The organism is Pseudomonas parakoreensis (genome assembly GCF_021602155.1).
Classification (GTDB): Bacteria; Pseudomonadota; Gammaproteobacteria; order Pseudomonadales; family Pseudomonadaceae; genus Aquipseudomonas; species Aquipseudomonas parakoreensis.
Window position 1 is genome coordinate 223,189 of the sequence record NZ_BQHY01000001.1, and the last position, 25,624, is coordinate 248,812.

Annotated in this window: 23 protein-coding genes; 6 read left to right on the top strand and 17 right to left on the bottom strand. The window is 61.4% G+C overall.

The window, feature by feature from the left end:
• Positions 1-55: 55 nt before the first annotated feature.
• The 4 genes from L6D63_RS00955 to L6D63_RS00970 all read left to right on the top strand — a co-directional run bounded on the left by L6D63_RS00955 (position 56) and on the right by L6D63_RS00970 (position 3,519).
• Complete coding sequence (locus L6D63_RS00955; protein ID WP_003221050.1) at positions 56-388, top strand: DMT family transporter; 333 nt, start codon at positions 56-58, stop codon at positions 386-388.
• Positions 389-534: 146 nt separating this feature from the next.
• Complete coding sequence (locus L6D63_RS00960; RefSeq protein ID WP_131670966.1) at positions 535-1,710, top strand: NAD(P)/FAD-dependent oxidoreductase; 1,176 nt, start codon at positions 535-537, stop codon at positions 1,708-1,710.
• On the top strand, positions 1,707-2,519 hold the full coding sequence (locus tag L6D63_RS00965) for an aldo/keto reductase (RefSeq protein WP_182403552.1): 813 nt from the start codon (positions 1,707-1,709) through the stop codon (positions 2,517-2,519). Before L6D63_RS00960 ends, L6D63_RS00965 begins: the two co-directional genes overlap by 4 nt.
• A 31-nt stretch (positions 2,520-2,550) precedes the next feature.
• A complete protein-coding gene (locus L6D63_RS00970; protein WP_047290951.1) occupies positions 2,551-3,519 on the top strand; it encodes a hypothetical protein in 969 nt (322 codons plus the stop codon).
• Between the two features lie 78 nt (positions 3,520-3,597).
• Here L6D63_RS00970 and hldE read toward each other — a convergent pair whose 3' ends face one another.
• The 4 genes from hldE to msbA all read right to left on the bottom strand — a co-directional run bounded on the left by hldE (position 3,598) and on the right by msbA (position 8,466).
• Complete coding sequence (gene hldE, locus L6D63_RS00975; RefSeq protein WP_041065802.1) at positions 3,598-5,019, bottom strand: bifunctional D-glycero-beta-D-manno-heptose-7-phosphate kinase/D-glycero-beta-D-manno-heptose 1-phosphate adenylyltransferase HldE; 1,422 nt, start codon at positions 5,017-5,019, stop codon at positions 3,598-3,600.
• 102 nt (positions 5,020-5,121) lie between these two features.
• A complete protein-coding gene (gene cysC, locus L6D63_RS00980) occupies positions 5,122-5,733 on the bottom strand; it encodes an adenylyl-sulfate kinase (RefSeq protein WP_131670963.1) in 612 nt (203 codons plus the stop codon).
• Positions 5,726-6,430 (bottom strand): sulfotransferase family 2 domain-containing protein, encoded by a 705-nt coding sequence (locus L6D63_RS00985; protein ID WP_131670962.1) that lies wholly within the window; start codon positions 6,428-6,430, stop codon positions 5,726-5,728. Before L6D63_RS00985 ends, cysC begins: the two co-directional genes overlap by 8 nt.
• 233 nt (positions 6,431-6,663) lie before the next feature.
• A complete protein-coding gene (gene msbA / locus L6D63_RS00990) occupies positions 6,664-8,466 on the bottom strand; it encodes a lipid A export permease/ATP-binding protein MsbA (RefSeq protein ID WP_095667707.1) in 1,803 nt (600 codons plus the stop codon).
• A 153-nt stretch (positions 8,467-8,619) separates the two neighbouring features.
• Here msbA and L6D63_RS00995 point away from each other — a divergent pair, with 153 nt between their 5' ends.
• Together L6D63_RS00995 and L6D63_RS01000 are read left to right on the top strand one after the other, a co-directional pair.
• Positions 8,620-10,482, top strand: a complete 1,863-nt coding sequence (locus L6D63_RS00995; protein ID WP_131670961.1) for a bifunctional O-antigen ligase/aminoglycoside phosphotransferase family protein — start codon at positions 8,620-8,622, stop codon at positions 10,480-10,482.
• On the top strand, positions 10,482-11,699 hold the full coding sequence (locus L6D63_RS01000; RefSeq protein ID WP_121183378.1) for an acyltransferase family protein: 1,218 nt from the start codon (positions 10,482-10,484) through the stop codon (positions 11,697-11,699). Before L6D63_RS00995 ends, L6D63_RS01000 begins: the two co-directional genes overlap by 1 nt.
• Positions 11,700-11,717: 18 nt before the next feature.
• Here L6D63_RS01000 and L6D63_RS01005 read toward each other — a convergent pair whose 3' ends face one another.
• The 13 genes from L6D63_RS01005 to waaC all read right to left on the bottom strand — a co-directional run bounded on the left by L6D63_RS01005 (position 11,718) and on the right by waaC (position 25,623).
• A complete protein-coding gene (locus L6D63_RS01005) occupies positions 11,718-12,602 on the bottom strand; it encodes a glycosyltransferase (protein WP_095669255.1) in 885 nt (294 codons plus the stop codon).
• 14 nt (positions 12,603-12,616) lie between these two features.
• Entirely contained in the window at positions 12,617-13,771 is a 1,155-nt protein-coding gene (locus L6D63_RS01010) for a glycosyltransferase family 4 protein (protein WP_131670960.1), read from the bottom strand.
• On the bottom strand, positions 13,768-15,204 hold the full coding sequence (locus L6D63_RS01015) for a PIG-L deacetylase family protein (RefSeq protein WP_131670959.1): 1,437 nt from the start codon (positions 15,202-15,204) through the stop codon (positions 13,768-13,770). The genes L6D63_RS01010 and L6D63_RS01015 overlap by 4 nt, the downstream gene beginning before the upstream one ends.
• 8 nt (positions 15,205-15,212) lie before the next feature.
• On the bottom strand, positions 15,213-16,109 hold the full coding sequence (locus L6D63_RS01020; protein ID WP_131670958.1) for an antimicrobial resistance protein Mig-14: 897 nt from the start codon (positions 16,107-16,109) through the stop codon (positions 15,213-15,215).
• Complete coding sequence (locus tag L6D63_RS01025; RefSeq protein ID WP_095667711.1) at positions 16,109-17,239, bottom strand: glycosyltransferase; 1,131 nt, start codon at positions 17,237-17,239, stop codon at positions 16,109-16,111. Before L6D63_RS01025 ends, L6D63_RS01020 begins: the two co-directional genes overlap by 1 nt.
• The gene (locus tag L6D63_RS01030) at positions 17,223-18,980 is read right to left on the bottom strand and encodes a carbamoyltransferase family protein (RefSeq protein ID WP_041065832.1); all 1,758 of its coding nucleotides are present in this window, start codon (positions 18,978-18,980) and stop codon (positions 17,223-17,225) included. Before L6D63_RS01030 ends, L6D63_RS01025 begins: the two co-directional genes overlap by 17 nt.
• Positions 18,981-19,151: 171 nt before the next feature.
• Positions 19,152-19,487, bottom strand: a complete 336-nt coding sequence (locus L6D63_RS01035; RefSeq protein ID WP_131670957.1) for a YceK/YidQ family lipoprotein — start codon at positions 19,485-19,487, stop codon at positions 19,152-19,154.
• A gap of 212 nt (positions 19,488-19,699) precedes the next feature.
• Positions 19,700-21,151, bottom strand: coding sequence for a lipopolysaccharide kinase InaA family protein (locus L6D63_RS01040; protein WP_131670956.1), 1,452 nt, complete (start codon positions 21,149-21,151; stop codon positions 19,700-19,702).
• Entirely contained in the window at positions 21,151-21,903 is a 753-nt protein-coding gene (locus L6D63_RS01045; RefSeq protein ID WP_131670955.1) for a lipopolysaccharide kinase InaA family protein, read from the bottom strand. Before L6D63_RS01045 ends, L6D63_RS01040 begins: the two co-directional genes overlap by 1 nt.
• Positions 21,900-22,634 carry a lipopolysaccharide kinase InaA family protein gene (locus tag L6D63_RS01050; protein WP_095667714.1) on the bottom strand — a complete coding sequence of 245 codons (735 nt, stop codon included), beginning with the start codon at positions 22,632-22,634 and terminating at the stop codon, positions 21,900-21,902. Before L6D63_RS01050 ends, L6D63_RS01045 begins: the two co-directional genes overlap by 4 nt.
• A complete protein-coding gene (gene rfaP, locus L6D63_RS01055) occupies positions 22,634-23,440 on the bottom strand; it encodes a lipopolysaccharide core heptose(I) kinase RfaP (RefSeq protein ID WP_047290938.1) in 807 nt (268 codons plus the stop codon). Before rfaP ends, L6D63_RS01050 begins: the two co-directional genes overlap by 1 nt.
• Positions 23,441-24,562, bottom strand: coding sequence for a glycosyltransferase family 4 protein (locus tag L6D63_RS01060; protein WP_131670954.1), 1,122 nt, complete (start codon positions 24,560-24,562; stop codon positions 23,441-23,443).
• Complete coding sequence (waaC, locus tag L6D63_RS01065; RefSeq protein ID WP_131670953.1) at positions 24,562-25,623, bottom strand: lipopolysaccharide heptosyltransferase I; 1,062 nt, start codon at positions 25,621-25,623, stop codon at positions 24,562-24,564. Before waaC ends, L6D63_RS01060 begins: the two co-directional genes overlap by 1 nt.
• Between the last annotated feature and the right edge of the window lies 1 nt (position 25,624).

Genomic DNA, 25,624 nt, shown 5'->3' on the forward strand with positions numbered 1-25,624 from the left:
GGCGAATCACTAGAATGCCGCCTCAGCAAGCAACGTTTTACATGAGGATCTACACATGAACGCCTACGCCTTCCTGGCTATCGCCATCTGCGCCGAAGTGATCGCCACCGTTTCGATGAAAGCGGTCAAAGGCTTGAGCACCCCGCTGCCGCTGATCCTGGTGATCGTCGGCTACGGGATCGCCTTCTGGATGCTGACCCTCGTTGTCCGCACCGTGCCGGTGGGTGTCGCCTATGCCGTGTGGGCGGGCATGGGCATCGTCATGGTCAGCGTCGCGGCGCTGTTTATTTATGGACAAAAGCTGGACGTGCCGGCAATGCTCGGGATGGCGCTGATCGTGCTTGGCGTGGTGGTCATCCAGTTGTTCTCCAAAACCGCAGGGCATTGAAGAAAAAGATCGCAGCCTTCGGCAGCTCCGACATTGGAATGCATATCCCTGTAGAAGCTGCCGAAGGCTGCGATCTTTTTTCGCCTCTGAGCTCCGATCCCCGAGTCTGTATACTGCGCCCTCGTCTTGAACACTGAGGTCGTTGCATGCCATCCGTTATTTCCACCGACGTTCTGATTGTCGGCGCTGGTGTCGCCGGCCTCTGGCTGAATGCGCGTCTGCGCCGCCAGGGTTTTTCGACCGTGCTGGTGGAAAGCGCCAGCCTCGGCGGCGGGCAGAGTGTGAAGTCCCAGGGCATCATTCACGGTGGCGCCAAATACGCGCTGCACGGTGCACTGACCGGCGCCTCGGAAGCCATCGCCGACATGCCGCGCCGCTGGCGTGAGGCGCTGGCCGGCAACGGCGAGCTGGACCTGTCCGGCGTGCGCGTGCTGTCCGAAGCGCATTACCTGTGGTCGCCCGGCACCCTCGCCGGCAACCTCACCAGTTTCTTCGCCAGTAAAGCCGTGCGTGGCCGAGTCGATCAGGTCAAGGGCGATCAACTGCCGCCGGCGCTGCAAGACAAGCGCTTCAAAGGCAAGGTCTATCGCCTCGCCGAACTGGTGGTCGACGTGCCGAGCCTGATCCAGCGTCTGGCCGATCTGGCCGGTGACGGTCTGCTCGCCGGACAAACCATCGAGCCGCTGCTGGAAGCGGGCGTGCTGGTCGGCCTGAAGGTCGACGGCCGCGAGATTAGTGCCCAGCGCATCGTGCTCAGCGCAGGGGCCGGCACCGCGCAGTTGCTGGAACATCTGGGCCTGACCCAACCGGCGATGCAACGCCGACCGCTGCACATGATCATCGCCAAAGGCCCAAGCCTGAAGCCGCTGTACGCCCATTGCCTGGGTGGCGGCACCAAGCCGCGCATCACCGTCACGACTCACCCGGCCGCTGATGGCAACTGGGTCTGGTACCTGGGCGGCGACATTGCCGAAAGCGATGGCGTGGCCCGCGAGCCTGCCGAACAGATCGCCACCGCGCAGAAAGAACTCGGCCAATTGCTGCCGTGGATCGACCTGAGCCAGGTGCAATGGGCGACCTTGCGGGTGGATCGCGCCGAACCGCTGCAAACCGGCCTGACCCGCCCGGACAACGCTTTCCTTGCCGAGCAGGGTCGCCTGCTGGTGGGCTGGCCGACCAAACTGGCGCTGGCACCGGACTTTGCCGACCGGGTCATCGCCTCACTGGAGCGCGACGGCATTCAGCCACAACCGACCGAGCCACTGCCGGCATTGCCAAAACCACCGATGGGCGTACCGGCCTGGGAGCAATTGTTGCCATGAGCGTAGCGACCCTGCACGAACTGCATCGCCCGCTGGGCAGCACCGGCCTGCTGGTGTCCCCGCTGGGCCTGGGCACAGTCAAACTGGGCCGCGACCAGGGCGTGAAATACCCCAACGGCTTCCAGATCCCCGACGATGACGCGGCACGCTTGCTGCTCAATCAGGCCAAAGGTTTGGGCATCAACCTGATCGACACGGCTCCGGCTTATGGCCGCAGCGAAGAACGCCTCGGCCCGTTGCTGCGCGGCCAGCGACAGGACTGGGTGATCGTCAGCAAGGTCGGTGAAGAGTTTGCCGACGGCCTGTCGCGCCATGACTTCAGTGCGGCGCATACACGGATGTCGGTCGAGCGCAGCCTGCAACGTCTTGAAACCGACTTTATCGACCTGGTGCTGGTGCACTCCGACGGCAACGACCTGGCGATCCTTGAGCACGAAGAGGTCTACGCTACCCTTGCCGCACTCAAGGCCGAGGGCAAGATTCGCGGGTTCGGTTTCTCCGGCAAAACCGTCGAAGGCGGACTCAAGGCCCTGGAGCAAGGGGACTGCGCGATGGTCACCTACAATCTGAACGAACAGAACGAGAAGGCAGTCATTGACTATGCTGCTGCCCACGGCAAAGCCATTCTGGTGAAGAAGGCGCTGGCCAGCGGCCATGTGTGTCTGAGCCCCGGCGTGGACCCGGTACGCGCCAGCTTCGAGCTGTTGTTCCAACAGCCCGGCGTGGCCAGTGCTATTGTCGGAACGATCAATCCGCTGCACCTCGCCCATAACGTTGCGACCGTTGCCCAGGTCCTTCGTGGTCACTGACGCCGCCTCGCGGCCTTAAGCAGGAGCCGACATGCCGCGCACGCTCATCAGAAAGAACCCGAGCAACTTCAAGACACTGCCGCTGTTCGTCGAGGCCACGCCCGAAGGCCTGACCTATCAGAGCGTCGGCATGCCGCTGAATTTCGCCCAGACCTTGCAGCGGCGCAAACCGGTGAGCGTGGCGGATGCCGAGCGCTTCGCGGTGGAGCTGGCCAACCTCGGTGTCTCGGTGCGCCTGACCCTGCATTGGCAGAATCGCGACTACTGGGTGCTGGTGCGCCAGCGTCGGCAGGATCGCGGCGACGTGGTGCTCAAGCTGATTTCCGGTTATGTGCCGGCCCATGAGCTGAACATCCCGCTGCACACCGCAATTCAAGAGATTGCCGAAGAGTGCCTGCTGGAAACCCCGGAGGGCTGGCTCGGCGGGCGATTCAACGACACGTGGCTGCCCGCGCCCTACTCGTCCGCCCTGCATTACCGCGAAGCGCTGCCGTTTCGCTTGACGCCGTTGTCCGGCTCGGCGCGGCCGGTGCGCTGCGCCAATCTGCAATTGCTCGAACGGCCCCGGGCCTATGTGCATTTGCCCACCGCGTCGCTGCAACTGATCTACGACCTGCGCCTGGAAGTGCCAAAAGAAGCCAAATCGCTGAGCCTGTTTCATGTCGATGAGCGGCTGGAGGGTGATCAACTGGTGGCGCGCCTGGACCGCAAGCGTCCGGATCTGTACCTGATGCCGTTGCAGGATGGCGAGCCGCTGGCCGAGCTGTACACCTTGAAGAAAGGCCTGCTGTCTCCGGCCGGCACGCGCGGTCTGTATCTGGCCGAAAGTTTTGCCAGACAGGATGGCTGGCTGGTGCGCGAGGAGCGGATTCGCTGGAAGGACTGGCTACGTCAACAAGGCCTGACGCCGCCGGAGAAACCCACGGGCCTGGCGCGGTTGCGCGGCAAGGCGAAGCAACTGTTGAAGAAGATCGTACCGCGCAAGAAAGTCAGTTCCTGAAACGCAAAAGATCGCCGCTTGCGGCAGCTCGCATTCCAATGCAGAAGCTGTCGCAGGCGGCGATCTTTTTAGCTTGAATCAGTGACCGCGAATTTTTTCCACGATCGCCGTGGTCGAGCTGTTTTCCACCAGCCCCAGCACTTTCACCGTGCCGCCGTAAGCTTTGACGATGTCGGCGCCGACCACTTGGTCGATACCGTAATCCCCCCCCTTGACCAACACATCCGGTTTGACTTCGCGCAGCAGGTTTTCCGGGGTGCCTTCCGGGAAGCTGATCACCCAGTCCACCGCGCCGAGGCCTGCGAGGACCGCCATGCGTCGGTCGACACTGTTGATCGGACGCCCCGGCCCCTTCAGACGGCTGACCGAGGCGTCATCGTTGATCGCCACGATCAGACGGTCGCCCTGGGCACGCGCCTGCTCAAGGTAAGTCACGTGCCCGGCATGCAGAATATCAAAGCAGCCATTGGTGAAGACTATGCGCTCGTTATGCGCGCGAGCATCGGCCACTGCCAGTACCAGTTGCTCCAGCCCCAGAACACCGCGCTCCGAACCTTCTTCACGCTGGATCGCGCGACGCAGTTCCGGAGCGCTGATCGCTGCAGTACCGAGCTTGCCGACCACAATACCGGCGGCCAGGTTGGCCAGTGCCACCGCGTGCGGCAGTTCTTCACCGGCAGCAATTGCCGCTGCGAGGGTGGAAATCACCGTGTCACCGGCACCGGTCACATCGAACACTTCACGGGCACGGGCCGGCAGGTGCAACGCCGGATGCTCCGGACGCAGCAGGGTCATGCCGTGTTCGCCACGGGTGACCAGCAGCGCGCCGAGTTCGAGATCATGCATCAGGGCAGCGCCCTTGCTCACCAGCTCGTGCTCATCGGCGCAACCACCGACGATGGCTTCGAATTCGCTGAGGTTCGGCGTGATCAGACTGGCGCCACGGTAGATCGAAAAATCCTTGCCCTTGGGATCGGCCAGCACCGGAATGCCTTTGGCCCGGGCCGCCTGAATCAAGGCCTGATGGTTTTTCAATGCACCTTTGCCGTAGTCCGACAGCACCAGCACCTTGATCCCTTCGAGCAGATCATCGACCTGCGAGGCCAGGGCCAGCGCATCGGTGGCAAACGGTTCTTCGAAGTCGATACGCAGCAATTGCTGGTGCCGGCTCATGACCCGCAGTTTGACGATGGTCGGCTGATGCGCGATGCGCTGGAACAGGGCACGCACGCCAGCGCCCTTGAGACTGTTGCTCAGGCTGTCGGCAGCTTCGTCATCACCGGTCACACCGACCAGCGACGCCGGCGCACCGAGCGCGGCAATGTTCAAGGCAACGTTGGCAGCACCGCCCGGACGGTCTTCGATTTGCTCGACTTTTACGACCGGAACCGGTGCCTCAGGGGAAATCCGTGAGGTTCCACCATGCCAGTAACGGTCGAGCATGACATCGCCGACCACCAAGACTGGGGCTTGATCGAATCGCGGCATGGACAACTTCATGGAGCAACCCACATACAAAATGAACAGGGCCGCGATATTAACACAGGGTTGGCGCAGGCTTGAGTGCAGCCTGCAACAGGATGAAACAGTCCGTTACTTTGCTCATTTTTTGAGCACCAGCGCCGCCAGTTGCTCACAGGATTCGGACAACTCCAGCGCCTCGGTGTCGATCTGCCACTCGGCTGCCAATGGCGCTTCGTAAGGGCTGTCCACGCCCGTAAAGTGCTTGATCCTTCCTTCCCGCACGGCCTGATACAACCCTTTCGGATCGCGACGGGCGCAGACTTCGAGCGAAGTGCTGACGTGCACTTCGATGAAATCACCTTGGGCAAACAACCTGCGCGCAGCGTCGCGTTCGGCGCGAAACGGCGAAATGGCCGCAACGATCACTATCAGCCCGGCGTCGACCATCAACCGTGCTACCTCGGCCATGCGCCGAGTATTTTCCCGGCGGCAGGCGTTGCTCATGCCCAGGTCGCGACACAGGCCATTGCGCACATTGTCCCCATCGAGCAGAAAGGTGTGCAGACCCGACCCATGCAGGTGCAGTTCGAGGGCATTGGCCAAGGTTGACTTACCGGCGCCGGAAAATCCGGTCAGCCACAGGCAGCGTGGGCGTTGCGCCTTGAGCGCTGCACGGGCCCGATGTGATAACGCCAGACCGTAAGGCCGAATGGCCGGGGCTTGCATCGGCATTGACAGGAACTCATTCATAACCGAGCAACTCGTAATCACGCTGATAAACCCGACGCACCAGACGCCGGGTGCGCACCGTACAGAACTCCCGTGCCGGCATTGCTTGCCTTTCCCGCGAGCCGTTGACGTGAGGCAACTCGCCAGCCAGCCCCAACTGTTCGCAAACCAGACGAAAATCCCGCGCCAAGTGTTCCTGATAACCGATGAAGTCCAGCGCCAGATGCCCCAGCGAATCGGTAAGAAAGTCGGTCTGTGCCGCAAAGTGCAATTGCCGGGCAACCGTTTCCGGATGCAGCCAGCGCGCGACAAAATCGTCGAAATCCCGGTACTGCCGCACCAACTGCTGCGCCGAATGGTCACGCGCGCTCAACTCGTTGCCACGCAAAAAGGCGTAGGCCGAATAGGTGCGCTCCAGCGGGTCGCGGACAAAAGCGAACTTGAAGGCGTTGGCGAACTGCTCGGGGAATTGCTCTTCGTACCAGTACAACGGCAAGTGCCCGGGACGCCAGCCGTCGAACAACGCCGTGCAAACGCTGCTGCCGGCACATTTCGGGACATGGATGAACAGGCAGGAGCGCTGCTGGAAGGGCTGGGGAAACGTCAGGTTGGCCGACATCGACTTGTTCACCACCTGCCGATCGACCACCGACAGGCGCCCGAGCAGAAAGGCTCGCTGCGGCTTGGGCAGCAGTTTCCAGAGATAGCGTTGCAACATGAAAGCACCCGCGCGACGGGGATAGCCCCCTCGATGAAAGTCAGAGTTCGTTGGGGAACCTTAACAAGCGCGATGCCCGGATTTATTCCGGTTTGGTCAAGAAGGGTAAAGGTCTGGATACAAACGACTGTGGGAGCGAGCCTGCTCGCGATAGCGGGTGAACATGCGACACGGACGTCGTCTGTTGCAGTGCTTTCGCGAGCAGGCTCGCTCCCACAGGACAGGGCCTGGAATCAGGCGATATCTTCGGCCGGCGCATCCAGGCCCATGGCATTGAGGCGCGCGTAGTAACCATTTTGCGCCAGCAACTGATCATGGGTACCACGCTCGACAATCCGCCCCTGATCCATGACCAGAATCAGGTCGGCCTTCTCGATGGTCGACAGACGGTGAGCGATCACCAGGGTGGTACGCCCCTTCATCACCTGATCCAGTGCCGCCTGAATGTGCCGTTCGGATTCGGTGTCGAGTGCCGAGGTGGCCTCGTCGAGAATCAGCAGCGGCGCGTTCTTGAGCAGCGCGCGGGCAATTGCCAGACGCTGGCGCTGGCCACCGGAGAGCAATACACCGTTCTCGCCGACCTGAGTGTCGAGGCCTTGCGGCAGTTGCGAAATGAAGTCCATCGCGTAGGCATCACGCGCGGCTTTCTCGATGTCTTCGCGGGGGGCACCGGCCAGATCGCCATAAGCGATGTTATTGGCCACGGTGTCGCTGAACAGAGTGACGTGCTGGGTCACCTGGGCGATATGACGGCGCAGGTTGAGCAGCTTGTACTGCTCGATTTCCACGTCGTCGATAAGGATTTCGCCCTTGTCGTGGTGATAGAAGCGTGGAATCAGGTTGGCCAGCGTTGACTTGCCGCTGCCGGAACGGCCGACCAGCGCGACCATCTGTCCCGGCTGGACCGAGAAGCTGATGTCGTCGAGCACCTGACGCTCGGTGCCCGGGTAGGTGAAGCTCAGGTTGCGCACGTCCAGGCGACCGCTCACCGAATCGCGTTCGACAGTGCCCGTATCGACTTCCGGCTCGACGTCCAGTTGTTCGAAAATGCTCTCGGCACCGGCCACGCCTTTCTGGATGGTCGAGCTGACTTCGGACAATTGACGGATCGGCTTGGGCAGCAGACCTGCCAGGGTGATGTAGGCGACCATGTCACCGGCCGAGGCGTCACCGCGCAGGAACAGCACGAGGAACATCAGCACCGCCATGGCGGTGTAGATCACCAGTTGCAGCATCGGCGTGTAGATCGCGCCGGTACGGGTCATGCGCAGTTGCTTGTCGGTGTTGCTCTGGCTGGCGTTGAGGAAGCGTTGTTCTTCGTAAGCCTCGCCACCGAAGCTGCGCACCACGCGATAACCCTGGATGGTTTCCGAGGCCACATGCGTGACATCACCCATCGCCAGCTGGATCTTCTTGCTCTGCTTGCGGAATTTCTTGCTCGCGGTGCGCACCATCAAGGCGATGAGCGGCAGGATCGCGACCATTACCAGTGTCAGCTTCCAGTTCATGAACAGCAGCGAGGCAAACAGGAAGATCACCGTCATCCCTTCACGGATTACGACCTTGATCGCATCTGTTGCCGCCCCCGTGACCATGGTCACGTTGAAGGTGATACGCGAAATCAGATGACCGGAGTTATGCTTGTCGAAATAGCGGTTGGGCAGCACCAACAGGTTGTTGAACAACTGCACACGCAAGTCATGCACCAGCCCCAGGGAAACCTTGGCCAGGAAGTAGTTGCCCAGATAGGAGCCCAGCCCCTGCCACGCGGCGATCAGAATGATCAGCAGCGGTACGGCCTGCAGCAGTTGCAGGTCACGCAGGTAAGGCACGGAGGGAAACAGCACCGCTTCAGGATTGGACAGGCCATCGACAAAGTACTTGAGGATGTAGCCGAGCATCGGCTGCGTCGAGGCGAAAATCAGAAAGCCGACGATGCTGATCAGGAACAGACTGATGTACGGCCGGACGTAGCCGAGCAGGCGGAAGTAGATTTTCAAGCTCGAAGGGCTTGCGGCGGGACTGGAGTCGGTCATATCACGCGAAAGTCGATAAAAAGGACGCTGACTTTAGCACAGCTTCTTCAGGGTTCTGGCAATCGGCGAAAGGCTGTTATTGTTATGCACCTTTTCTGCATCAAATAGCCATCACTCGAATGGTCGATCAACCTCAGGAATGAATCTCACAGCATGCAACTTCGCGGCTTCAGCGGTACGTCCAATCGAGTTTTCGATTTCATTAGCCTGTGGATACTCCCCACCGGTTATTTCCTGCTCCTGTGCGCGCTGTTCTTTTTGCCGGGTCGAAGCCTTCATCACAAGTTGTTCTACGGGCTGTTCAGCATTCCGACACTGATCGCACTGTGCCTGCGCCCGCGTGAGCTCAAGGAGCTGCTGCGCGAGCCGGTTTTCGTCGCGGTCCTGCTGTTCGCTGCATGGGCGTTGCTCAGTCTCGCCTGGGGGCCGGGCGGGGAGCCGCTCGGCGGAATGTTCAAGCCGCCACTGCATACCTTGCTGCTGTTTGCCGGCTGCTACCTGCTGGTGCGCTACCGCAGCGACATCCTGCAACCCTTGCTGTTCGGCGCAGCGCTGGTCGCCCTGATTGCTACCACCATTTTCCTGTTCATGTTCGCCCGGATTTATGAACCGGGGATGCGCCTGATTGGCGGCGGCGCCTTCGATAACCCGCTGCTCAGCTCACACCTGTTCGGGTTCTTCAGCGCCTACTGGCTGAGTGTGACCATGACCTGCAAGCGCCGCCAGATGATGTGGCTCAGCGTCCCGGCGATGGCCGTCATGTTCATGGCGGTGATCGGCACCGGCTCCAGAACACCACTGGTGGCTCTGACCATGGCTGCGTTGTGGCTGTGTTTCATTTGCTGGAACCGACGCTCGGTAGGGTTACTGATCGCGCTGGTCCTGAGTGCCGCGACCGTTCTGACCCTGTTTGCGCAGATGATCATTGAACGTGGCGATTCCTACCGCCTGGAAATCTGGCAGAAAGTGCTGCACATGATTGCTGATCACCCCTGGATCGGCCATGGCTACAGCGCCAGCCTGGCTGTCGACCCCGGCAACGGTGTCAGTTTTCAGGAGCCGCACAGCTTTGTCCTGGGGGTTCTGTATTACGTCGGCATCATCGGCCTGCTGCCATGGCTGTTTTTCCTGCTATGGGGCCTGCTGAGCAGTTGGCGTCAGCGTGTACAGCCCATGCTGATCATTGCTTCGACCTGGCTGATATTCGGTATCGGCGCAGGCCTGACGGAAGGTGGCGGGATCATTTCGCGGCCCAAGGAACACTGGTTCCTGCTGTGGATCCCGCTGGCACTGATCGCGGCGCTGAGCATCAATCAACGCGCGCGTCGGCTGTTGACCCTGCCCGTGCAAAAGCTGTCGGTGACAGGCCTTGAGCAATTGAGCCGCGAAGCCCGGATCATCGAAGAAGACGGCCTGGGCCCGAAAGTCCTGTGCCTGAACGATGGCAGCTTCCTCAAACTGTTCCGTCGCCGCCGCTGGTACACCTCCGGCAGCTTCAACCCCTACTCCGAGCGGTTCGCAGTCAACAGCGAACAACTGCGCCAGATGGGGATTCCCACCCCGCAAGTATTGAACGTTTACCGTCTCGAAGATGGCAGCAGTGCCGTGCATTACGCACCGTTGCCTGGCCACACCCTGCGTCAGGTGCTGCAGGGCATTACCGCCCCGGCGGTGCGTCAGGCGTTGATCGAACGCTTCGGCAAATTCATGGCGCAATTGCATGAGAAAGGCGTGTACTTCCGCTCGCTGCACCTGGGCAACGTACTGGTACTGGAAGATGGCGAGTTCGGCTTGATTGATCTGGCCGACCTGCGCATCTACCCGACCCCGCTCAGCCTTTCGATGCGTCAACGCAATTTGCGTCATATGCAACGTTACACTGTCGACAAACGCTGGCTGTTCGAGGATCACCTCGATGCCCTGCTCCAGGGATACGCTGTGACGGCGTCCAAATCCGCAGTTGAAAATCTGCACAGGCAAGTGCTGGCCGGCAACACCCCGGCCCGAGTTCAGTGATGATCGAAACCAATCCTCTTATTGCGCTGGCAGCCTACCTGCTGGCCATCGTCACCTCCGCCCTGCTGTTGCGCGCGGTGCCGAAAATTGCCCGGCACCTGCAGCATTCCGGCGAAAGCCGCTATGCCAGCATCGACGGTCTGCGCGGCTATCTGGCGTTTGGTGTATTCGTGCACCATTCGATCATTACCTGGATCTTCTTGCGCACCGGCGTGATCGACTTCCCCCCGAGCAACTTCTATTCGATGCTGGGCCAGGGCAGCGTCGCGCTGTTCTTCATGATCACCGGGTTCCTGTTCTGGAGCCGCTTGCTCGCGCAGGGCCGCAACCACGACTGGCTGGCGTTCGGCGTTTCGCGGGTGTTCCGCCTGTACCCGCTGTACCTGCCATTGATGCTGCTGGTGTTCGTCTCGATCTTCCACTTGCAGAGCTGGCAATTGAAAGAGCCGGGGCTGGAACTGTTCAAGCAGGTGCTTGCGTGGCTGACGTTCGACCGCCCGGACATCAACCAGTACCGACACTCCGGCATGCTGATATCCAACGTCACCTGGACGCTGGCCTATGAAGTGTTTTTCTACCTGGCACTGCCATTGGCCGGACTGGTGTTCATCTACCGCGGCAACTGGTTGCAAGTGGTGCTGTGCCTGATCGGCATCTACGCGCTGTACCAGATCATCGGTTGGGAGCATTCGCTGAAAAAGCACTTTCTGGCGAGTTTCCTCGGCGGTATCGCCGCCGCGTACTGGATTCGCCGCCCGGCGCTCGTGGCATGGAGCCAGTCACGCCTGGCAAGCATCATCGCCGTGCTCGCGCTGGTGGTTGCGTTCACCGCGTTCAGTCGGGCGTTCAAGACTGCGCCGCTGTTTTTGCTGACGCTGTTTTTCGTGATCGTGGCGTCCGGCAACAACCTGTTCGGCGCGCTGAAACCACGCAGCATTCGCTGGCTCGGCGAAATCAGCTACAGCACTTACCTGCTGCACGGTTTCGTCCTGTGGCTGATGGTGCAACGGCTGCCGCTGCTGCTGGATATCGATGCGCGGGAAGCTTCGGTGTACCTGCCCCTGGTGGCGGTCTGCACGTGCCTGCTGATTTTGATCAGCAGCGTGACCTTCCTCTATATCGAGCAACCGGGCATGGCTGCCGGCAAGAAGGTTGTGCATTGGTTGCGCCAGCGCCAGAAGGGCGAAAAGCGCCTGCCGGAGAAAGTCGCTCGCTGAGTGTGAGCGACCAGGACCTCAGTCCTTTTCCAGCGGAGAAAAGAGCAAGCGCCCCAAGCCGCGCCAGGTCTTCTTGTTCCAGGCCTTGAACGGGATCTGTGCCAGCAGTTCGCGGGCCAGCTTGCGATTGCGGTTGGCGGTCTTGAGGAACATCGAGTTCAGCGCCTTGAAGCGTACTTCGTCATACAGCGGATGATCGCTGAACAGCGCATAGGTGCGCAGAATGTTCTCGATCATGAAGCGATGGTTCTTGTACGAGTTGGTAGCGTGCTTGCGGTAGCGCGCCATCACCACGTTCAAACCGTCGATGAAGTAGCCGGCGCGGGTCACTTTCAGCTCGATGTACAGGTCCTCAAGGCGAATCGTCGGATCGAAGCCACCCACCTTGTCCAGCGCCTCACGACGGATCATCAGCGTCGGTGCCGGTGGATACGGCTTGCGCTCAAGGAACATATCGTCGAAATCCAGACGGCGGAACGGCACGTCACGGCGCTGACGCTTCTCCGGGTAAAGGCTGCCATCGGCGTGCATCAATTCGATGTTGCCGGCGCAGATCCCGACTTCGGGCTTGCCGTCCATGTACGCCACCTGGGTGGCGATTCTCTCCGGGTACATGATGTCGTCGGAGCCGAACGGCACGATCAGGCTGCCCTTGGCACGAGCGATGGCGCCGTTGAGGGTGTTGGTCAGACCCTGATTCTGCTGCACACGAAAATCGAAACCGTACTGCGCCTGCAACGCGCTGATGCGCTCGACACTGTCGTCCTTCGAACCGTCATCGACCACCAGCAGCTCAATGTTCTTGTAGGTCTGATTGAGGACGCTGAGGATGCTTTCCTCGATGTACGGGCCGTGGTTGTACGAGGCGATGATCACCGTGACGAGGGCGTTGGCTTCGCTCATGACTTGTTCTTCGCTCACCGCTGCTCCTTGCGGGCCTGCTCGAGGCCAGAGTCGATCAGGTCCAGGTATTGCTGACGGAACACCTCGATGTCGTGTTGTTCCTGCAGGTAGCGATAAGCCTGCTCGCCCTTGGCCTTGAGTTCTTCATCCGATAGCGCGAGATAGTTGTCCAGCGCGGCGACCAGACTCGGTACATCCTTGGGTGTAATCGCCAAGCCACCGGCGCCTTCGATCAGCGGCAACATGGCCGGCACATTCGAGGCGATCACCGGCAGGTGTCCGCTCATGCCTTCGAGCAAGGCCAGGCCGAGGCCTTCGGCCAGCGAGGGCATGGTCCAGATGTCGAACGCACGCACGTATTGCAGGGCGTTTTCCTTGAACCCCAGCAGATGCGCACGGCCGCTCAAGCCCAGTTGCTCAATCTCCGCCGCCAGCGGCGCTTGCAGGCGTCCGGCACCGATAATTGCCAATTGAGTGTTCGGGTATTTGTCTTTCAGCGCGGCGAAAGCTTGCAACAGATAGGTGTGGCCCTTGACCGACACCAGCCGCCCCAGCGCGCCAATCAAACGCACATTCGGGTCGAGGCCCAACAACTCGCGGGCTTTGTCGCGGCTGTGCTGCAAGCCTTCGGCCTGCTCGATGTCGATGGCATTGGTAATGGCGTAGGTGTTCTGGTCGGTGAAGCCGCAATCGCAATCGAGCAGGTACTGTTTGACCGCCGGCGAAACGCCGACAAAGCGCCAGTGCCGATCGATCAGGCGCTGGGTCTGACGACGTCGGTAAAAGCGGTCGTATTCGCCGAAACCGTGGGAGATGCCAATGCACAGCGGCACCTTCAACCAGCGGTTGAGCGCCAGCATCATGTTCACCGGCTTGAAGCGGTTGCAGATCACCACATCGAACTTTTCCCGACGGCAGAACTTGTACAGCTGCCACATCGCCCGCAGGCGCATGCCTTTGAGCGACTTGTCGGAAAACTCGAAGTACACCGAACGGTCAGCCCGGCTCACCGGCTCGCCCGGCCCCGGTTTGCCGCGCAGGAACGCCGCCGTGACTTCATAGCGATCAGCCGGTAACGCCTTGACGATCTGCTCGGCCAGGTCGGCGAAATCATGGGCTTTGACGTTGTAGTCGGGTTGCAGCTGCAACACCTTGGACCGTTGACTCATGACTCTCCCCGCTGATCGCCCGGTTCACCGTGCTTCAATAACCAGAACAATTCCTGGCGTCTGACCGCTTTTCGAAAAAACTCGTTTTCCCCGTATACCGAGGATGTCCGCCCGGCGAGCAGGCGCTGAATCAGGCGGCGCAGGCGACGCTTGAACGGTGCCGGCGGCTGCAGGTCATGCATCATGCCCAGCGCCATGGCCTTGTCCCGCTGTTGTTCAAGGGACAGCGACAGGCACAGCGGCTGCATCGGCACCGCCGCATCGAAGGCCGGCGGCAAGGCAATGCCCTGCCCGGTGTTGCCCATCGGCCAGCGGTCGTTGTCGTGCAAATGGTTGGCGTAACCGAGCAACGTCGGCTGCCAGTCGAGACTTTGGAGCGCCTGCAAAACCGCTTGCTGGGCGCAGACATGATCGGGATGCGGATCAAGGGTCGGGTGCGGCAACACGATCACGTCCGGACGGGCGCGCAGCAGCACTTCACGCAGGTCGGCCAGCAGGTTGTTCCAGGTCGGCGCACCATCGGCGTCGCCCGGCAGAGTGAACGGATTCAACTGACGAAACAGGCGCGTGTCATTCAAGTCCGCTTCGCGCGAACCTACTGCCTGATTCGGCGCAGCTTGCATCGCGGCCAGTTGCAGACAAAAGTAACCGAGCTGCACGCAGTGTTCCTGCGGGACACCGGCCCAACGCGGCACGGCGAGGCTGTCCCAGGCGCGCAACCGGCCCTTGAGTCGCGCCGCTTCGACCTTGTTCATGCCCATCTGTTGATAGTGTTCGGCTTCGATTTCGCCTGCGGTCAGGGTGACGATCCAGGCTTCGTCGGCCTGACTGTACAAGCCATAGGCCGCCAGTTCGGCGTCGTCGGCGTGCGGGGCGATGACCATCACCCGCTGACGACGGTAATCAGGCTGTTCCAGCGCCCACAACACCGGTTCGCCGGACACCCGGCAGAAGCGCCCGCGCAGGCGCAACTGGCCTTGCGACAGAGCTTGCGCCTGACCGCTGAGATTCAGATAGCGCAGGCCATTGACCCCGCGCTCGAAGGTTTGCGCATCCGGATTAGTCCCGCCGAGCAGTTCCACGCGCGGATCAAAGAAGCGTCCGAGCCAACTGCTTTTGACCTTTACCGCGAGGATCAACGTCGCTTCGTCGACCAGCATCACACCTTCATCCAGACGCAATTGTTCGCCGTTCAGATGCACTTTCGGCTGCGGTGTGAACGGTGGAAAGCTGTACTGGTAATCGTCTTTCGGCGAATAGAACAGGTGATCGGCAAACCACGCTTCATGGGCGACCCAGCCAAGCACCGCGAGCACCAGCGGCAACCACCACGCCACCAGCACCCCGAGCGCGATCAACACGATCAGGGCGATCAGCAAGGTAATGCGTTTATTGCGCCGATGACGCTTGAGCAGTTGCTGTTTGCGGCTCATGGGCTGACTCATACGGTGAACACCGGCACAGGATTGCACCAGCGATCCTTGTATTCACGGTCGGCGCGACCGAAGGAAAACCGCAGCGGCTTGTTCAGTGCTCGCGCGTGCTCCCAGGCGCTTTGCGTATTGAGGAAGCTCAACACACTGCCAGGGCTGAATTCGCGGGTCTCGGGGTCGACGCCGCCGTTGATGTACTCGACGCTGATCCACTCCGGCGCTTCGACGCGGTACACCAGTTGAATGGCGATCGGCGCATCATTGAGGAAAATCACCGAGCCGATCAACAGTTCGCGCAGCAGCCCGATGACGTCGGCCATGCGCGCCGCGCCGGTGGCCGGAAAGCCCCAGCGGCGCTGGAACAGATCACAGTAGATCGCCGCCAGTTCGGCACTGGAAAACTCACTGACCGGACGCACCAGTCCACCCGCCTCTTCCAGCAAGCGCAGTTCGCGGCGCTGGTTGTAGCGAAACTTCTTCGACAATTCTTCGGGGGTGCGGGCCATGGCCAGTTGTTCGGTCTGCAACTTGAGGCCGCTGAAGCGGTTTTCGTTGAGCGCCGACAGATAGCGGGCGCGATGGCGCAGCGGCGCCTGGGCATCGGCGGCGGCCGGCAGGATCAACTCGGCATTGCCGAGGTCGAACAGGCCTTTCTTGCCGTTGCGCTTGAGCACGTCTTTGGACAGCGCCAAATCACGGCCCCAGGTCGGGATCGCCGCTTTGACTTCGCCGCCCTGCTCCCAGGCCAGATAACGCACCGGGATACCGGCCAGATCCGCCAGGCGTTCGACCACCAGCGGATGGGTCGCGACACTGCCGCCAAAACGCTGCCAGGCGCTGGCATAGGTGGAGGCGTCAACGGGCGACCAGCCACGTTCGCGCCAGCCTTGAAATCGGTTGAGCATCAGCCCCTCGGTGCCAGATCGATAACTTGCGGCAGACGCCAGAAGGTGTCGCGCACCGCACGGTCGGAGAAACGCTCACGCAGACGATCGAGCATCAGCTCGGCGCACTGCCGGCGTTGCTGATCATCCATACCGGCCAAATGTTGCAGGCCTTGGGCAAGGTGTTCGGCATCGCCCAGCGGGAACAGAATGCCCACGCCTTCGACCACTTCCTTGGCCCCGCCACAGGCAGTGGCGAGCAAAGGCACGCCGGCGGCCATGGCTTCGAGCAGCACCATGCCGAACGGTTCGTGATCGGAGCTCAGGGCAAACACATCGAAGGCGCGGAAGTAATTGCGCGCGTCCGGCACCTGACCGAGAAACAACACCCGATCACCGATGCCCAGTTCGCGCGCCAGTTCCTTGAGGTCCTGCTCCAGACGGCCCTTGCCGAGAATCACCAGCTGACTGTTGCCCGGCAGACCCGGCAACGCGGCAGCAAAACCGTGCAGCAAGGTGGCCTGATCCTTGTCCGGGTGCAGCCGTCCAACGTTGCCGACAATGAACGCATCAGCCGCCAGACCGAGGGTCTCGCGGGCTTCGTGGGCTGACACCTGACTGGCCTGCAAGGCCGGCACATCGATGCGGTTGTACAAGGTCTGGATGCGGGTCGACGGCCATTTCGGCAGGCAGCGCCGCATGTCGTCGCGCACGGCATCGGAGACGCCGAGCAGGCTCAGGCGCTTGCGGAAAATGTGCGCGAACAGCTTGCGCGTGCCGCGTTTGTAATCGTCAAACGCGTGGTGCACGCCAATCACCGGCAGCGACGTGCCGAGCAAGGCGATGTAGATCGGCTTGAAGCGATGGGCGATGCAGAAACTGAAATTGCGTGAAGCGGCGATCTTGCGCAAATCGCCGATGGCGCCCAGCTTCAGGCCACGAATGGCCTTGGAGCTGTATTCCATGAACAACACTTCATCGGAAGCACACGCTGCGGCCACCTCGCTATCGGCGGCCCCGGTCAGAAAGACCGTGGTCACCCGATAACCGGTGCCCGCGAACAGGCTGGCGTACTGCCGTGCGCAGTCGAGGAACGGCCCGTCATAGCCGTGACAGAACTGCAGCACATGGCGTTCAGCCGAGCGAGTCATAAGCGTTTGCGCCCTCTTTGACCACCAGAATGTCTTCCATGATCAGGTACTGAAGATCGGAACCGAAGAACATGTTCAGGGCATCGGTCGGCGAGCAGATCATCGGTTCACCACGACGGTTCAGCGAGGTGTTCAGCGACACGCCGTTGCCGGTGAGATTTTCCAGCGCCTTCATCATGTCGTAGTAGCGCGGGTTGTATTCGCGCTTCAGGACCTGGGCCCGGGAAGTGCCATCTTCGTGGACAACTTCCGGCACGCGGGTCTTCCACTCTTCCGCCACTTCGAAGGTGAAGGTCATGAACGGCGCCGGGTGATCGATCTTGATCATCTGCGGTGCAACGGTGTCGAGCATCGACGGGCAGAAAGGCCTCCAGCGCTCGCGGAACTTGATCTGGTGATTGATGCGATCAGCCACACCGGCCACGCTCGGGCAACCGATGATCGAACGACCGCCCAGAGCACGCGGACCGAACTCCATGCGGCCCTGGAACCAGGCCACCGGGTTGCCATCGACCATGATTTTGGCGATCTGCTCCGGCATGTTGTCGAGCTTGCGCCAGGTCGGTTTGTTCTCGTGACGGGCGCACGCGGCGATCACGTCTTCGTTGCTGTAGGACGGGCCGAGGTAGACGTGTTCCATCTTCTCGACCGGCACGCCACGGGCGTGCGACACATAGGCCGCGGCACCGACTGCGGTGCCGGCGTCGCCGGATGCAGGCTGTACGAACAGCTCTTTGACGTCGTCACGGGCGATGATTTTCTGGTTGAGCTTGACGTTCAACGCGCAGCCACCGGCGTAGGCCAGCTTGCCGGTTTCCTTGAGCACGTCGCCCAGGTAGTAATCGATCATCTGCAGCGCGATTTTTTCGAACAGTGCCTGGATGCTGGCGGCGTAGTGGATGTAAGGCTCGTCGGCGATGTCGCCCTCGCGCTTGGGGCCCAGCCACTCGATCAGTTTCGGCGAGAAGTAGTAACCCTTGCCCTTCTCCTTGTAGCGACGCAGGCCGATCACGTTGGCGTAGTCAGTGTTGATCACCAGCTCGCCGTTCTCGAAGGAAGCCAGGCGCGAGAAGTCGTATTTGCTGGCGTCGCCGTACGGCGCCATGCCCATGACCTTGAACTCACCGTCGAGCATGTCGAAGCCGAGGAACTCGGTGATCGCGCCGTACAGGCCGCCGAGGGAGTCCGGATCGAAAAATTCCTTGATCTTGTGGATCTTGCCGTTTTCGCCATAGCCGAAGAAGGTCGTGGCGTACTCGCCCTTGCCGTCGATGCCGAGGATCGCGGTTTTCTCTTTGAAACCCGAGCAGTGGTAGGCGCTGGAGGCGTGAGCCAGGTGGTGCTCGACCGGCTCGATCTTGATCTTCTTCGGATCAAAGCCCAGTTGCTCCAGGCACCAGACGATCTTGTTGCGATAACGCTTGTAGCGACGGTTGCCCATCAGGATCGCGTCGAGTGCACGATCCGGGGCGTACCAGTAACGCTTGGCATACTGCCAGCGGGCCTTGCCGAACAGGCTGATCGGGGCGAACGGAATCGCCACCACGTCAACGTCGGACGGCTTGATGCCGGCCTGTTCCAGGCAGAACTTCGCCGATTCGTAGGGCATGCGGTTCTTTGCATGCTTATCGCGGACGAAGCGCTCCTCTTCAGCCGCCGCCACCAGCTTGCCGTCGATGTACAAGGCGGCTGAAGGGTCATGGCTAAGGGCGCCGGACAGGCCAAGAATCGTCAATGCCACAGGGTCTAGCCTCTTTAGTCTGCATTCAGGCGCGATGCGCCTTGAAAATTGATGTGCCCTCGCACCGGGCGAGAGACAGCTAAAGGGCGGGATTATAGCGTAAACGTGGCGGGAATGACCCTGTGCGAATTGCCCTTGGTGAATCGGCCCGGTGAAACCTTGCTTTCACACTCAATAACCGCCCGCGCGCCAATAGATACCGAGATTGCCGTCACTGGCTTGGCGGTAAATCGTATACGGCAACACCACCGTATCCAGCACCCCGGACAACGGCAGGTCGAGCAACACGAACGGCTCCAGGACGCCGGAGGGGTCTGGGGACGCGTGGAGTACGCAGACGTCGAACGCCAGCCCGCTGTAGCTCCGTGGAATCGACTGGCAATAGGTTTTCTGTTTGCGCAGGTCGCGGGCGACGTCAGCGTCCATCTGCCATACCGGGGCGGCAGTGCCGGAGCCGGATAAAAGCCATGCGCAGGTGCCCAGTGTTACAGCGCTTTGGATGCTCAAGGTTTGCCCTCCGAAGTGGTCAGGGCAAGCTGGCATCGGGGCTGGAACGGGCAAAGCTCATGGCTTCTGGAGACGCTGCAGGACACGTCAGTGGAGTTCGTCCGCTGTTGCTTAACCGGATTTTTTTGGGGCTTTAAAGCCCTATCGCGAGCAGGCTCACTCCTACAGGGGAATGCTTTCCCATGTGGGAGCCAGCCTGCTGGCGAGGCGGCTCATGCCGCGCTGGAGATGTCCTTGGGCAACCGCTGATCGATCACCTGATACAACGCGCTGCTCTCGGGCCAGTTGCGCATGAACCGTGCCCGATCCCGTGCATAGGCCGCTGCGAAACTTCCGACAGAGCCGTGCTGACACATCGAATCCAGGTCGATCAACGCCCAGCGACCTTCCTGCCAGAACAGGTTATGCCCCTTGAAGTCGCCATGACTGATGCGCTCGGCAATCAATCGGGCGAACAGTTGATCCAGCGCCTGCAGCTCGGATTCCGGCGCCGCACCGCTTTCAACATACGGCGCAAAGCGCTCGATGATGTCCGGCCCCGGCAGAAACTCGGTCACCAGATAGGCGCGACTGCGCAGCCACAGAAAGCGCTTTTCCAGCACCGCCAGCGGTTTCGGTGTGGCGATGCCGAGGAACGCCAGGCGATTGCCTTCATGCCACGAATGCCACGCCCGGCTCGGGCGCCAGAAACGCTTGAGCCAATGCGCAAAGCCTTTGATGTTGTAGCGCTTGATCACCAGCGTGCGCCCGGCCACTTCGACCTTGCCAACACTCGCCGCGCCGCCGGTCTTGTACAGATGCCCCTGATCGAGCAGCACATCGGCTTGATCCAGCACCGGCAGCATGGCTGCCTCTTCCTCACGACGGACTGCCCGCAAGCCAAACGCACCGCGCTGCACACTGAACAACGTGCACTCGCGGCCCACCTTGATCAGGTAATCCTTCAGGCGCCAGGCGCGCACCTTGGCGATCTGTTTCTGCAGGGCTTCCAGCGGCAACGCATGCTCGCTGTTGCTCAGCAGGTAATACACCAGCAATTCCTCGATGAACGGCTCCAGTGACTTGGGCAACTGGGCGAAAAACACCCCGAGGTTTTCCAGCACCTTGTGCCGCGACAACGGCTGACCGGCAGTTTCGACGCAGATCCCCGCGCCATCGATCAGGTACAACTGCCCGCCGTGACGCAGCAGGTTGTCCAGATGCAGATCTTCCTGCCACAACCCTTTGCCATGCAGTTGGCCGATAGCGCCCAGCGCCTCGGCCAGTATCGCCGTTTGTTCGTCCGCCAGCACCGGCAACGATTCGACTTGCTGCCAGGCATCGCCGAGGCTTTCAGCGCCTTCGAGAAATTCGAAAAACAACCAGCCGCCCTCGCCGTCCTGCAAGCCATCGGCCAACAGCAATGGCGTGGTAAGGCCCTGTTCGGCGAGCAGTTTGACGCCCGCCAGCTCGCGCTGAAAATGCCGCGCAGCCTTGCTGCCCACCAGCAACTTGGCCAGCACCGGCCGACCGCGCCAGACCCCGGCGCCGACATAACGCTGCCCCGGCAACACCCGCAGCAGGCTCAGCAACTGCAAATCCGCAGGACCGGCCGCATCAGCGAGGCTGATCGTCAGCGGCAGATTCGGCGCACGCCCGGCGTTTTTCAGTTCGGACAAGCGCATCAACGGGTCTCCTTGCGACTGCGCCGTGCGGTCAGGCGCGAAACCCAGCTGTCGACCAGCGAACTGTCGACGGGCTGATCGAGGTACGCCGCGAGCAACTCGCGCAATTGCGCCTCGCTCCATTCCGGCGCGCGACGCAGCAGCGGCTCCAGATCCTTGACCCGATCGCGCATGCCGAACAGCAGGGGCCGGGTCTTTTCCAGGTCGATCAACTGCGCCCGATAGGCGTCGCCCTCAGCCTGCAAGAAAATGTGCTTGGGATAAAAACAGCCGTGCACCTGACGCACGCCGTGCAGCTGGCGCGCCAGTTGTCCACAGGCCTTGAGAATCGCCGAGTGCTGCGCGGCGGTCAGCTCGGACCAGCGTTGCAACAGCGAGTCGAGATCATCCCAGCCGTCGAGGGCACGGGTCAGCAGGATCGCCTGAACATCGCCCTTGACCTTGCGCTCGCCGAAAAACGCCGCTTGCAGCGCAGGAATCCCCAGCTTGTTGTAGCGGCTGATATTGCGAAACTCACGGGCGAAACTCGGCTCGCCGAACGGCGCATGCAAGGTGCGGGTCAGGTAATTGCTCTGCCGCTTGAGATAGTAGGCCTGCCCTTCCAGCTCCAGGCGAAACACGCTGCTCCAGCCACCGCCATCGGTGTTCGGTTCGTCCACGGCTTCGAGCTGCTTGGCCCAGAGCGCGTCGAAAGTGCCGAGGCCATGACGCTCAAGCAGCGCCCGGTCTTCAGCAGCCAGGAAATCAGTCATTCGCGTCCCTCGAAAAATCTCACCACGTGGCGAATCCGTTTCTTGTCGGCGGCATTCAGCCGATCACGTCCGCGGTATTGCAGGTAGAAGCGCAGGCGCTGGGTGTTCGACAGGTGATATTTGGCCACTTTGTCGAGACAGGCCAGATCCTTGGTGATCCGGTATTTGAGCCAGAAGCCGCGCCAGAAATCGCCGTTCGGGCAGTCGATCAGAAACAGCTGCGCCTGATCGTCGATCAGCAGGTTGCGCCACTTCAGATCGTTATGGGTAAAGCGGTGGTCGTGCATGGTTCGCGTATAGCCGGCCAGTTGCCGGCTGATGCCATCAACCCACAGGCGATCCTTGAGTTTCGGATCGTTGCGTTCGGCCAGCGCCGACAGGTCTTCGGTGCGCGGCAGCTCGCGGGTGATCATGGCGCCACGGTTGTACGCCGCGCCCCGCCGCTCCAGTCCCCAGGCCACCACTTCGGCCGTGGGAATGCCCCACTTGGCGAAGCGCTTGAGGTTCTGCCACTCCATCTTCACCCGCGGCTTGCCCAGGTAGCGGCGCAAACCTTTACCGGCGCCGACGTAGCGCTTGACGTAGTAATTGACGCCGTTGCGCTGCACGCGGATGACTTCGGACAGCGGATCACGGGTCAAACGCTCGCCCTGCAGGGCAAACACCGCTTCGAGGCTGCCGAAATCTTCGCTCAGTTCGCTGTATTGCGGCTCAAGAGTCCAACCCGCCATCAGAGCGCATCCCCGTATCGCTGTTTGCGCGCATAAAGCTTGTTGGCCTTGCCTTCGAGCCAGCTCAACAGCGGCGCTTCTTCTGCCAGGATCTGCCGCAGCGGTTGCTGGAAGTAGCCCTTGAGGAAACGCAACTTGTCGCGACGGGTCAGGCCGATGTCCAGCGCCGAAAAATACAGCGCGGCCAGATCCTTGTTGCGCCAGCGTTGCGTGATCTTTGCACGGGTCTGGGCGCGGTGCAGGTCGATCACCGAGAGCTTGAAATCGTCCGGGGTGACCGGTTTGTCGGTGTGCAGCAGGAAGTGGCAGATGTAGCAGTCGCGGTGGTTGACCCCGGCGCGGTGCATCATGCCGGTCATGCGTGCCACTTCAGCGATCAGCGCGCGCTTGAGTTTCGGCTGCGGCGGGTTCTTGACCCAATCGATGCTGAAATCTTCGAGGCTGACGGTCGGCGCCAGCTCTTCGGTGACGATGAACGAATGCTGATCCGCCGGGTTGCTGCCCTTTTCGCCGTAAGCCACAGCGGTCATGGTCGGCACGCCGACTGCCTGCAAACGCTGGATCGCCTGCCATTCCTGACCCGCGCCGAGCACCGGCAGCTTGGCGGTCAGCAGGTTCTTGAAGATCTCGCCCCAGCCGATGCCCCGGTGGATCTTGACGAAAAATCCGTTGCCGTCGACTTCCGTGCGCAGCGTGCGTCGAGCTTCCAGCTCGCGATAGACCTCGCCCTGCAAGCCTTCGACTTCGGCGAACGGGTCGCGTCCGGCCCACAGGCTCTTGAACGGTTCAGCCAGCATCAACTTCATTTAAGCGTGCTCCGCCAGAATCACATCGGCCGCGTGCTGCGGCATGCTGTAGAGGTCGGCCGTCTCGGCGAAGGCCAGACCATTGCGGCTCCAGGCCGCGCGTGCAGCGTCGTCATTCAACATGTCAGTCAGGTACTGCGTCAGTTGCGCCTGCTCGAATGGTTCGTCCAGCACGCGCCCGGCGTCCGCCTCGGCAATGTAATGGGCATAACCGCAGACCGCGCTGACCAGCACCGGCAAACCGGCCACCAGCGCTTCGAGCAGCACGGTACCGGTGTTTTCGTTGTACGCCGGGTGGATCAACAGATCGGCGCCGAGCAGGAAACGCGGGATATCGCTGCGGCCCTTGAGGAACGTCACGTTATCGCCCAGCCCCAAAGTTGCACTCTGCATCTGGAACAATTTGGGGTCATCCTGGCCGATTACAAACAGCCGGGTGCGTTTCTTCAGTTCGGCGGGCAATGCGGCCAGCGCCTTGAGGCTGCGATCGACGCCCTTGGTCTTGAACCCGGAGCCGATCTGCACCAGCAGCAGTTCGTCGTCCTTGAGGTTGAATTCGGCGCGGAAACCGGCGCGAATCTGGTCGGCATCCGCCGGCCGTCGACGATCCTGGGCGATACCCGGCGGCAGCAGATGGAAGCGCTCCAACGGCGTGTCGTAGTGCTTGATGAACAGCGGCTGCTGCACTTCGGAAATCATCAGCACTTCGGTTTTCGCCTCTTTGGCGAACACCGCGCGCTCGTACTCGGCGAAGTGGCGATAGCGACCCCAGCGGCGGTACAGCGAATGGCGCAGGTTCTGCGCCTTGTCTTCGAAGCAGCCGTCGGCGGCGTAGTAGACATCCAGCCCCGGCATCTTGTTGAAGCCGATCAGCCGGTCCACCGGACGCTTGGCCAGATCCGCTTCCATCCATGCGCTGAGTTTCTCGTTGCGCCGATGGTTGAAGAACGCCTTGACCGGCGCCACCAGCACTTCGAAACCGGGCGGCACGTCGCCTTCCCAGATCAGGGTGTAGACGCGGATCTGGTGACCGCGCTTCTGGCATTCGAGGGCGATGCGCATGAAATCGCGCTGCAAGCCACCGAACGGGAAATATTTGTACAGGACAAAAGCCAATTGCATCAGCGCAGCTCCTCAGCCATTAACAACGTGCTCAGACGGCTGGCGACACGCTCGGGATTTACACGCGTGAAGCACAGAGGCTGCTCGCGCTTGAGGTCAAACTGACGGGCATCCTGCGCAGTCGGTTGGTAGGTACATTTCTTTTGCAGGCACGGAGCGCAAGGGAAATCACTGGCCATGTGAATCTGCACCTTGCCGTAGGCGCCGGTCAGGCCCGGGTTGGTCGGGCCGAACAGCGAAATCGTCGGCACATCCAGCGCGGCGGCAAGGTGACCAAGACCGGTGTCCACCGCCACGCAGGCCTGCGCACCGGCCAGCACTTTGCCGACCCCGGCCAGATTCAGCTTCGGCAGCACTTCGGCGTGTTTGAAACCGGCGGCAATGCGTTCGGCGCGGGCCTTCTCCTGCGGGTTGCCCCACGGCAGCTTGACCCCGACGCCCAGGTAGCCGACGCGCTCGGTCAGCTCGCGCCAGTAGGCTTCCGGCCAGTGCTTGGTGTCCCACGTGGTGCCATGCAGGAACACCACAAAGGCACTCTTGCGCGGCAATTCCACCAGACGCTCGACGTTGAGGCCGTAGTCGCCCAACCCTTTGGGCAGGTCATAACCAAGGGCGATGGCGAACAGCTGACGCACCCGTTCGACGGCGTGTTGCCCACGGGCCACCGCCAGTTTGCGGTCATAGAAACGTGCAGCGATCGGCTCACGCGCCGAGCCTTTGTCGAGACCAGCTACCGGGGCTTTGACGTAGCGCGTCAGCCAGGCGCTTTTCAGCAGGCCCTGAGCGTCGATCACCAGATCGTATTGGCTGGCGCGCACACTTTGCTTGAAGCGCTTCCACTCGCCGCTCTTGATGGTCTGCCAAAGGTTCTTGCGCCAGCGGCGGATCGCCACCGGAATCACCTTGCCGACGGCCGGGTGCCAGGTCGGAATTTCGGCGAAGCCTTCTTCCACCACCCAGTCGAACGTGATCCCGGGGATGGCCCGGGCCGCGTCGGTCAGCGCCGGCAACGCGTGAATCACGTCGCCCAGCGATGAAGTCTTGATCAGCAATACCCGCAAC

Excerpts from the sequence above, each read along its gene's own strand:
- L6D63_RS01050 (WP_095667714.1), bottom strand. The coding sequence starts at position 22,634 with ATGGCGGGTTGGACTCTTGAGCCGCAATACAGCGAACTGAGCGAAGAT.
- L6D63_RS00955 (WP_003221050.1), top strand. The coding sequence starts at position 56 with ATGAACGCCTACGCCTTCCTGGCTATCGCCATCTGCGCCGAAGTGATC.
- L6D63_RS01015 (WP_131670959.1), bottom strand. The coding sequence starts at position 15,204 with ATGAGCCGCAAACAGCAACTGCTCAAGCGTCATCGGCGCAATAAACGC.
- L6D63_RS01005 (WP_095669255.1), bottom strand. The coding sequence starts at position 12,602 with ATGAGCGAAGCCAACGCCCTCGTCACGGTGATCATCGCCTCGTACAAC.
- msbA (WP_095667707.1), bottom strand. The coding sequence starts at position 8,466 with ATGACCGACTCCAGTCCCGCCGCAAGCCCTTCGAGCTTGAAAATCTAC.
- rfaP (WP_047290938.1), bottom strand. The coding sequence starts at position 23,440 with ATGAAGTTGATGCTGGCTGAACCGTTCAAGAGCCTGTGGGCCGGACGC.
- hldE (WP_041065802.1), bottom strand. The coding sequence starts at position 5,019 with ATGAAGTTGTCCATGCCGCGATTCGATCAAGCCCCAGTCTTGGTGGTC.
- L6D63_RS01060 (WP_131670954.1), bottom strand. The coding sequence starts at position 24,562 with ATGCAATTGGCTTTTGTCCTGTACAAATATTTCCCGTTCGGTGGCTTG.
- L6D63_RS00970 (WP_047290951.1), top strand. The coding sequence starts at position 2,551 with ATGCCGCGCACGCTCATCAGAAAGAACCCGAGCAACTTCAAGACACTG.
- L6D63_RS00965 (WP_182403552.1), top strand. The coding sequence starts at position 1,707 with ATGAGCGTAGCGACCCTGCACGAACTGCATCGCCCGCTGGGCAGCACC.
- L6D63_RS01045 (WP_131670955.1), bottom strand. The coding sequence starts at position 21,903 with ATGACTGATTTCCTGGCTGCTGAAGACCGGGCGCTGCTTGAGCGTCAT.
- L6D63_RS01010 (WP_131670960.1), bottom strand. The coding sequence starts at position 13,771 with ATGAGTCAACGGTCCAAGGTGTTGCAGCTGCAACCCGACTACAACGTC.
- L6D63_RS00985 (WP_131670962.1), bottom strand. The coding sequence starts at position 6,430 with ATGTTGCAACGCTATCTCTGGAAACTGCTGCCCAAGCCGCAGCGAGCC.
- L6D63_RS01020 (WP_131670958.1), bottom strand. The coding sequence starts at position 16,109 with ATGCTCAACCGATTTCAAGGCTGGCGCGAACGTGGCTGGTCGCCCGTT.
- L6D63_RS01000 (WP_121183378.1), top strand. The coding sequence starts at position 10,482 with ATGATCGAAACCAATCCTCTTATTGCGCTGGCAGCCTACCTGCTGGCC.
- L6D63_RS01025 (WP_095667711.1), bottom strand. The coding sequence starts at position 17,239 with ATGACTCGCTCGGCTGAACGCCATGTGCTGCAGTTCTGTCACGGCTAT.
- L6D63_RS01040 (WP_131670956.1), bottom strand. The coding sequence starts at position 21,151 with ATGCGCTTGTCCGAACTGAAAAACGCCGGGCGTGCGCCGAATCTGCCG.
- L6D63_RS00960 (WP_131670966.1), top strand. The coding sequence starts at position 535 with ATGCCATCCGTTATTTCCACCGACGTTCTGATTGTCGGCGCTGGTGTC.
- L6D63_RS00995 (WP_131670961.1), top strand. The coding sequence starts at position 8,620 with ATGCAACTTCGCGGCTTCAGCGGTACGTCCAATCGAGTTTTCGATTTC.
- cysC (WP_131670963.1), bottom strand. The coding sequence starts at position 5,733 with ATGAATGAGTTCCTGTCAATGCCGATGCAAGCCCCGGCCATTCGGCCT.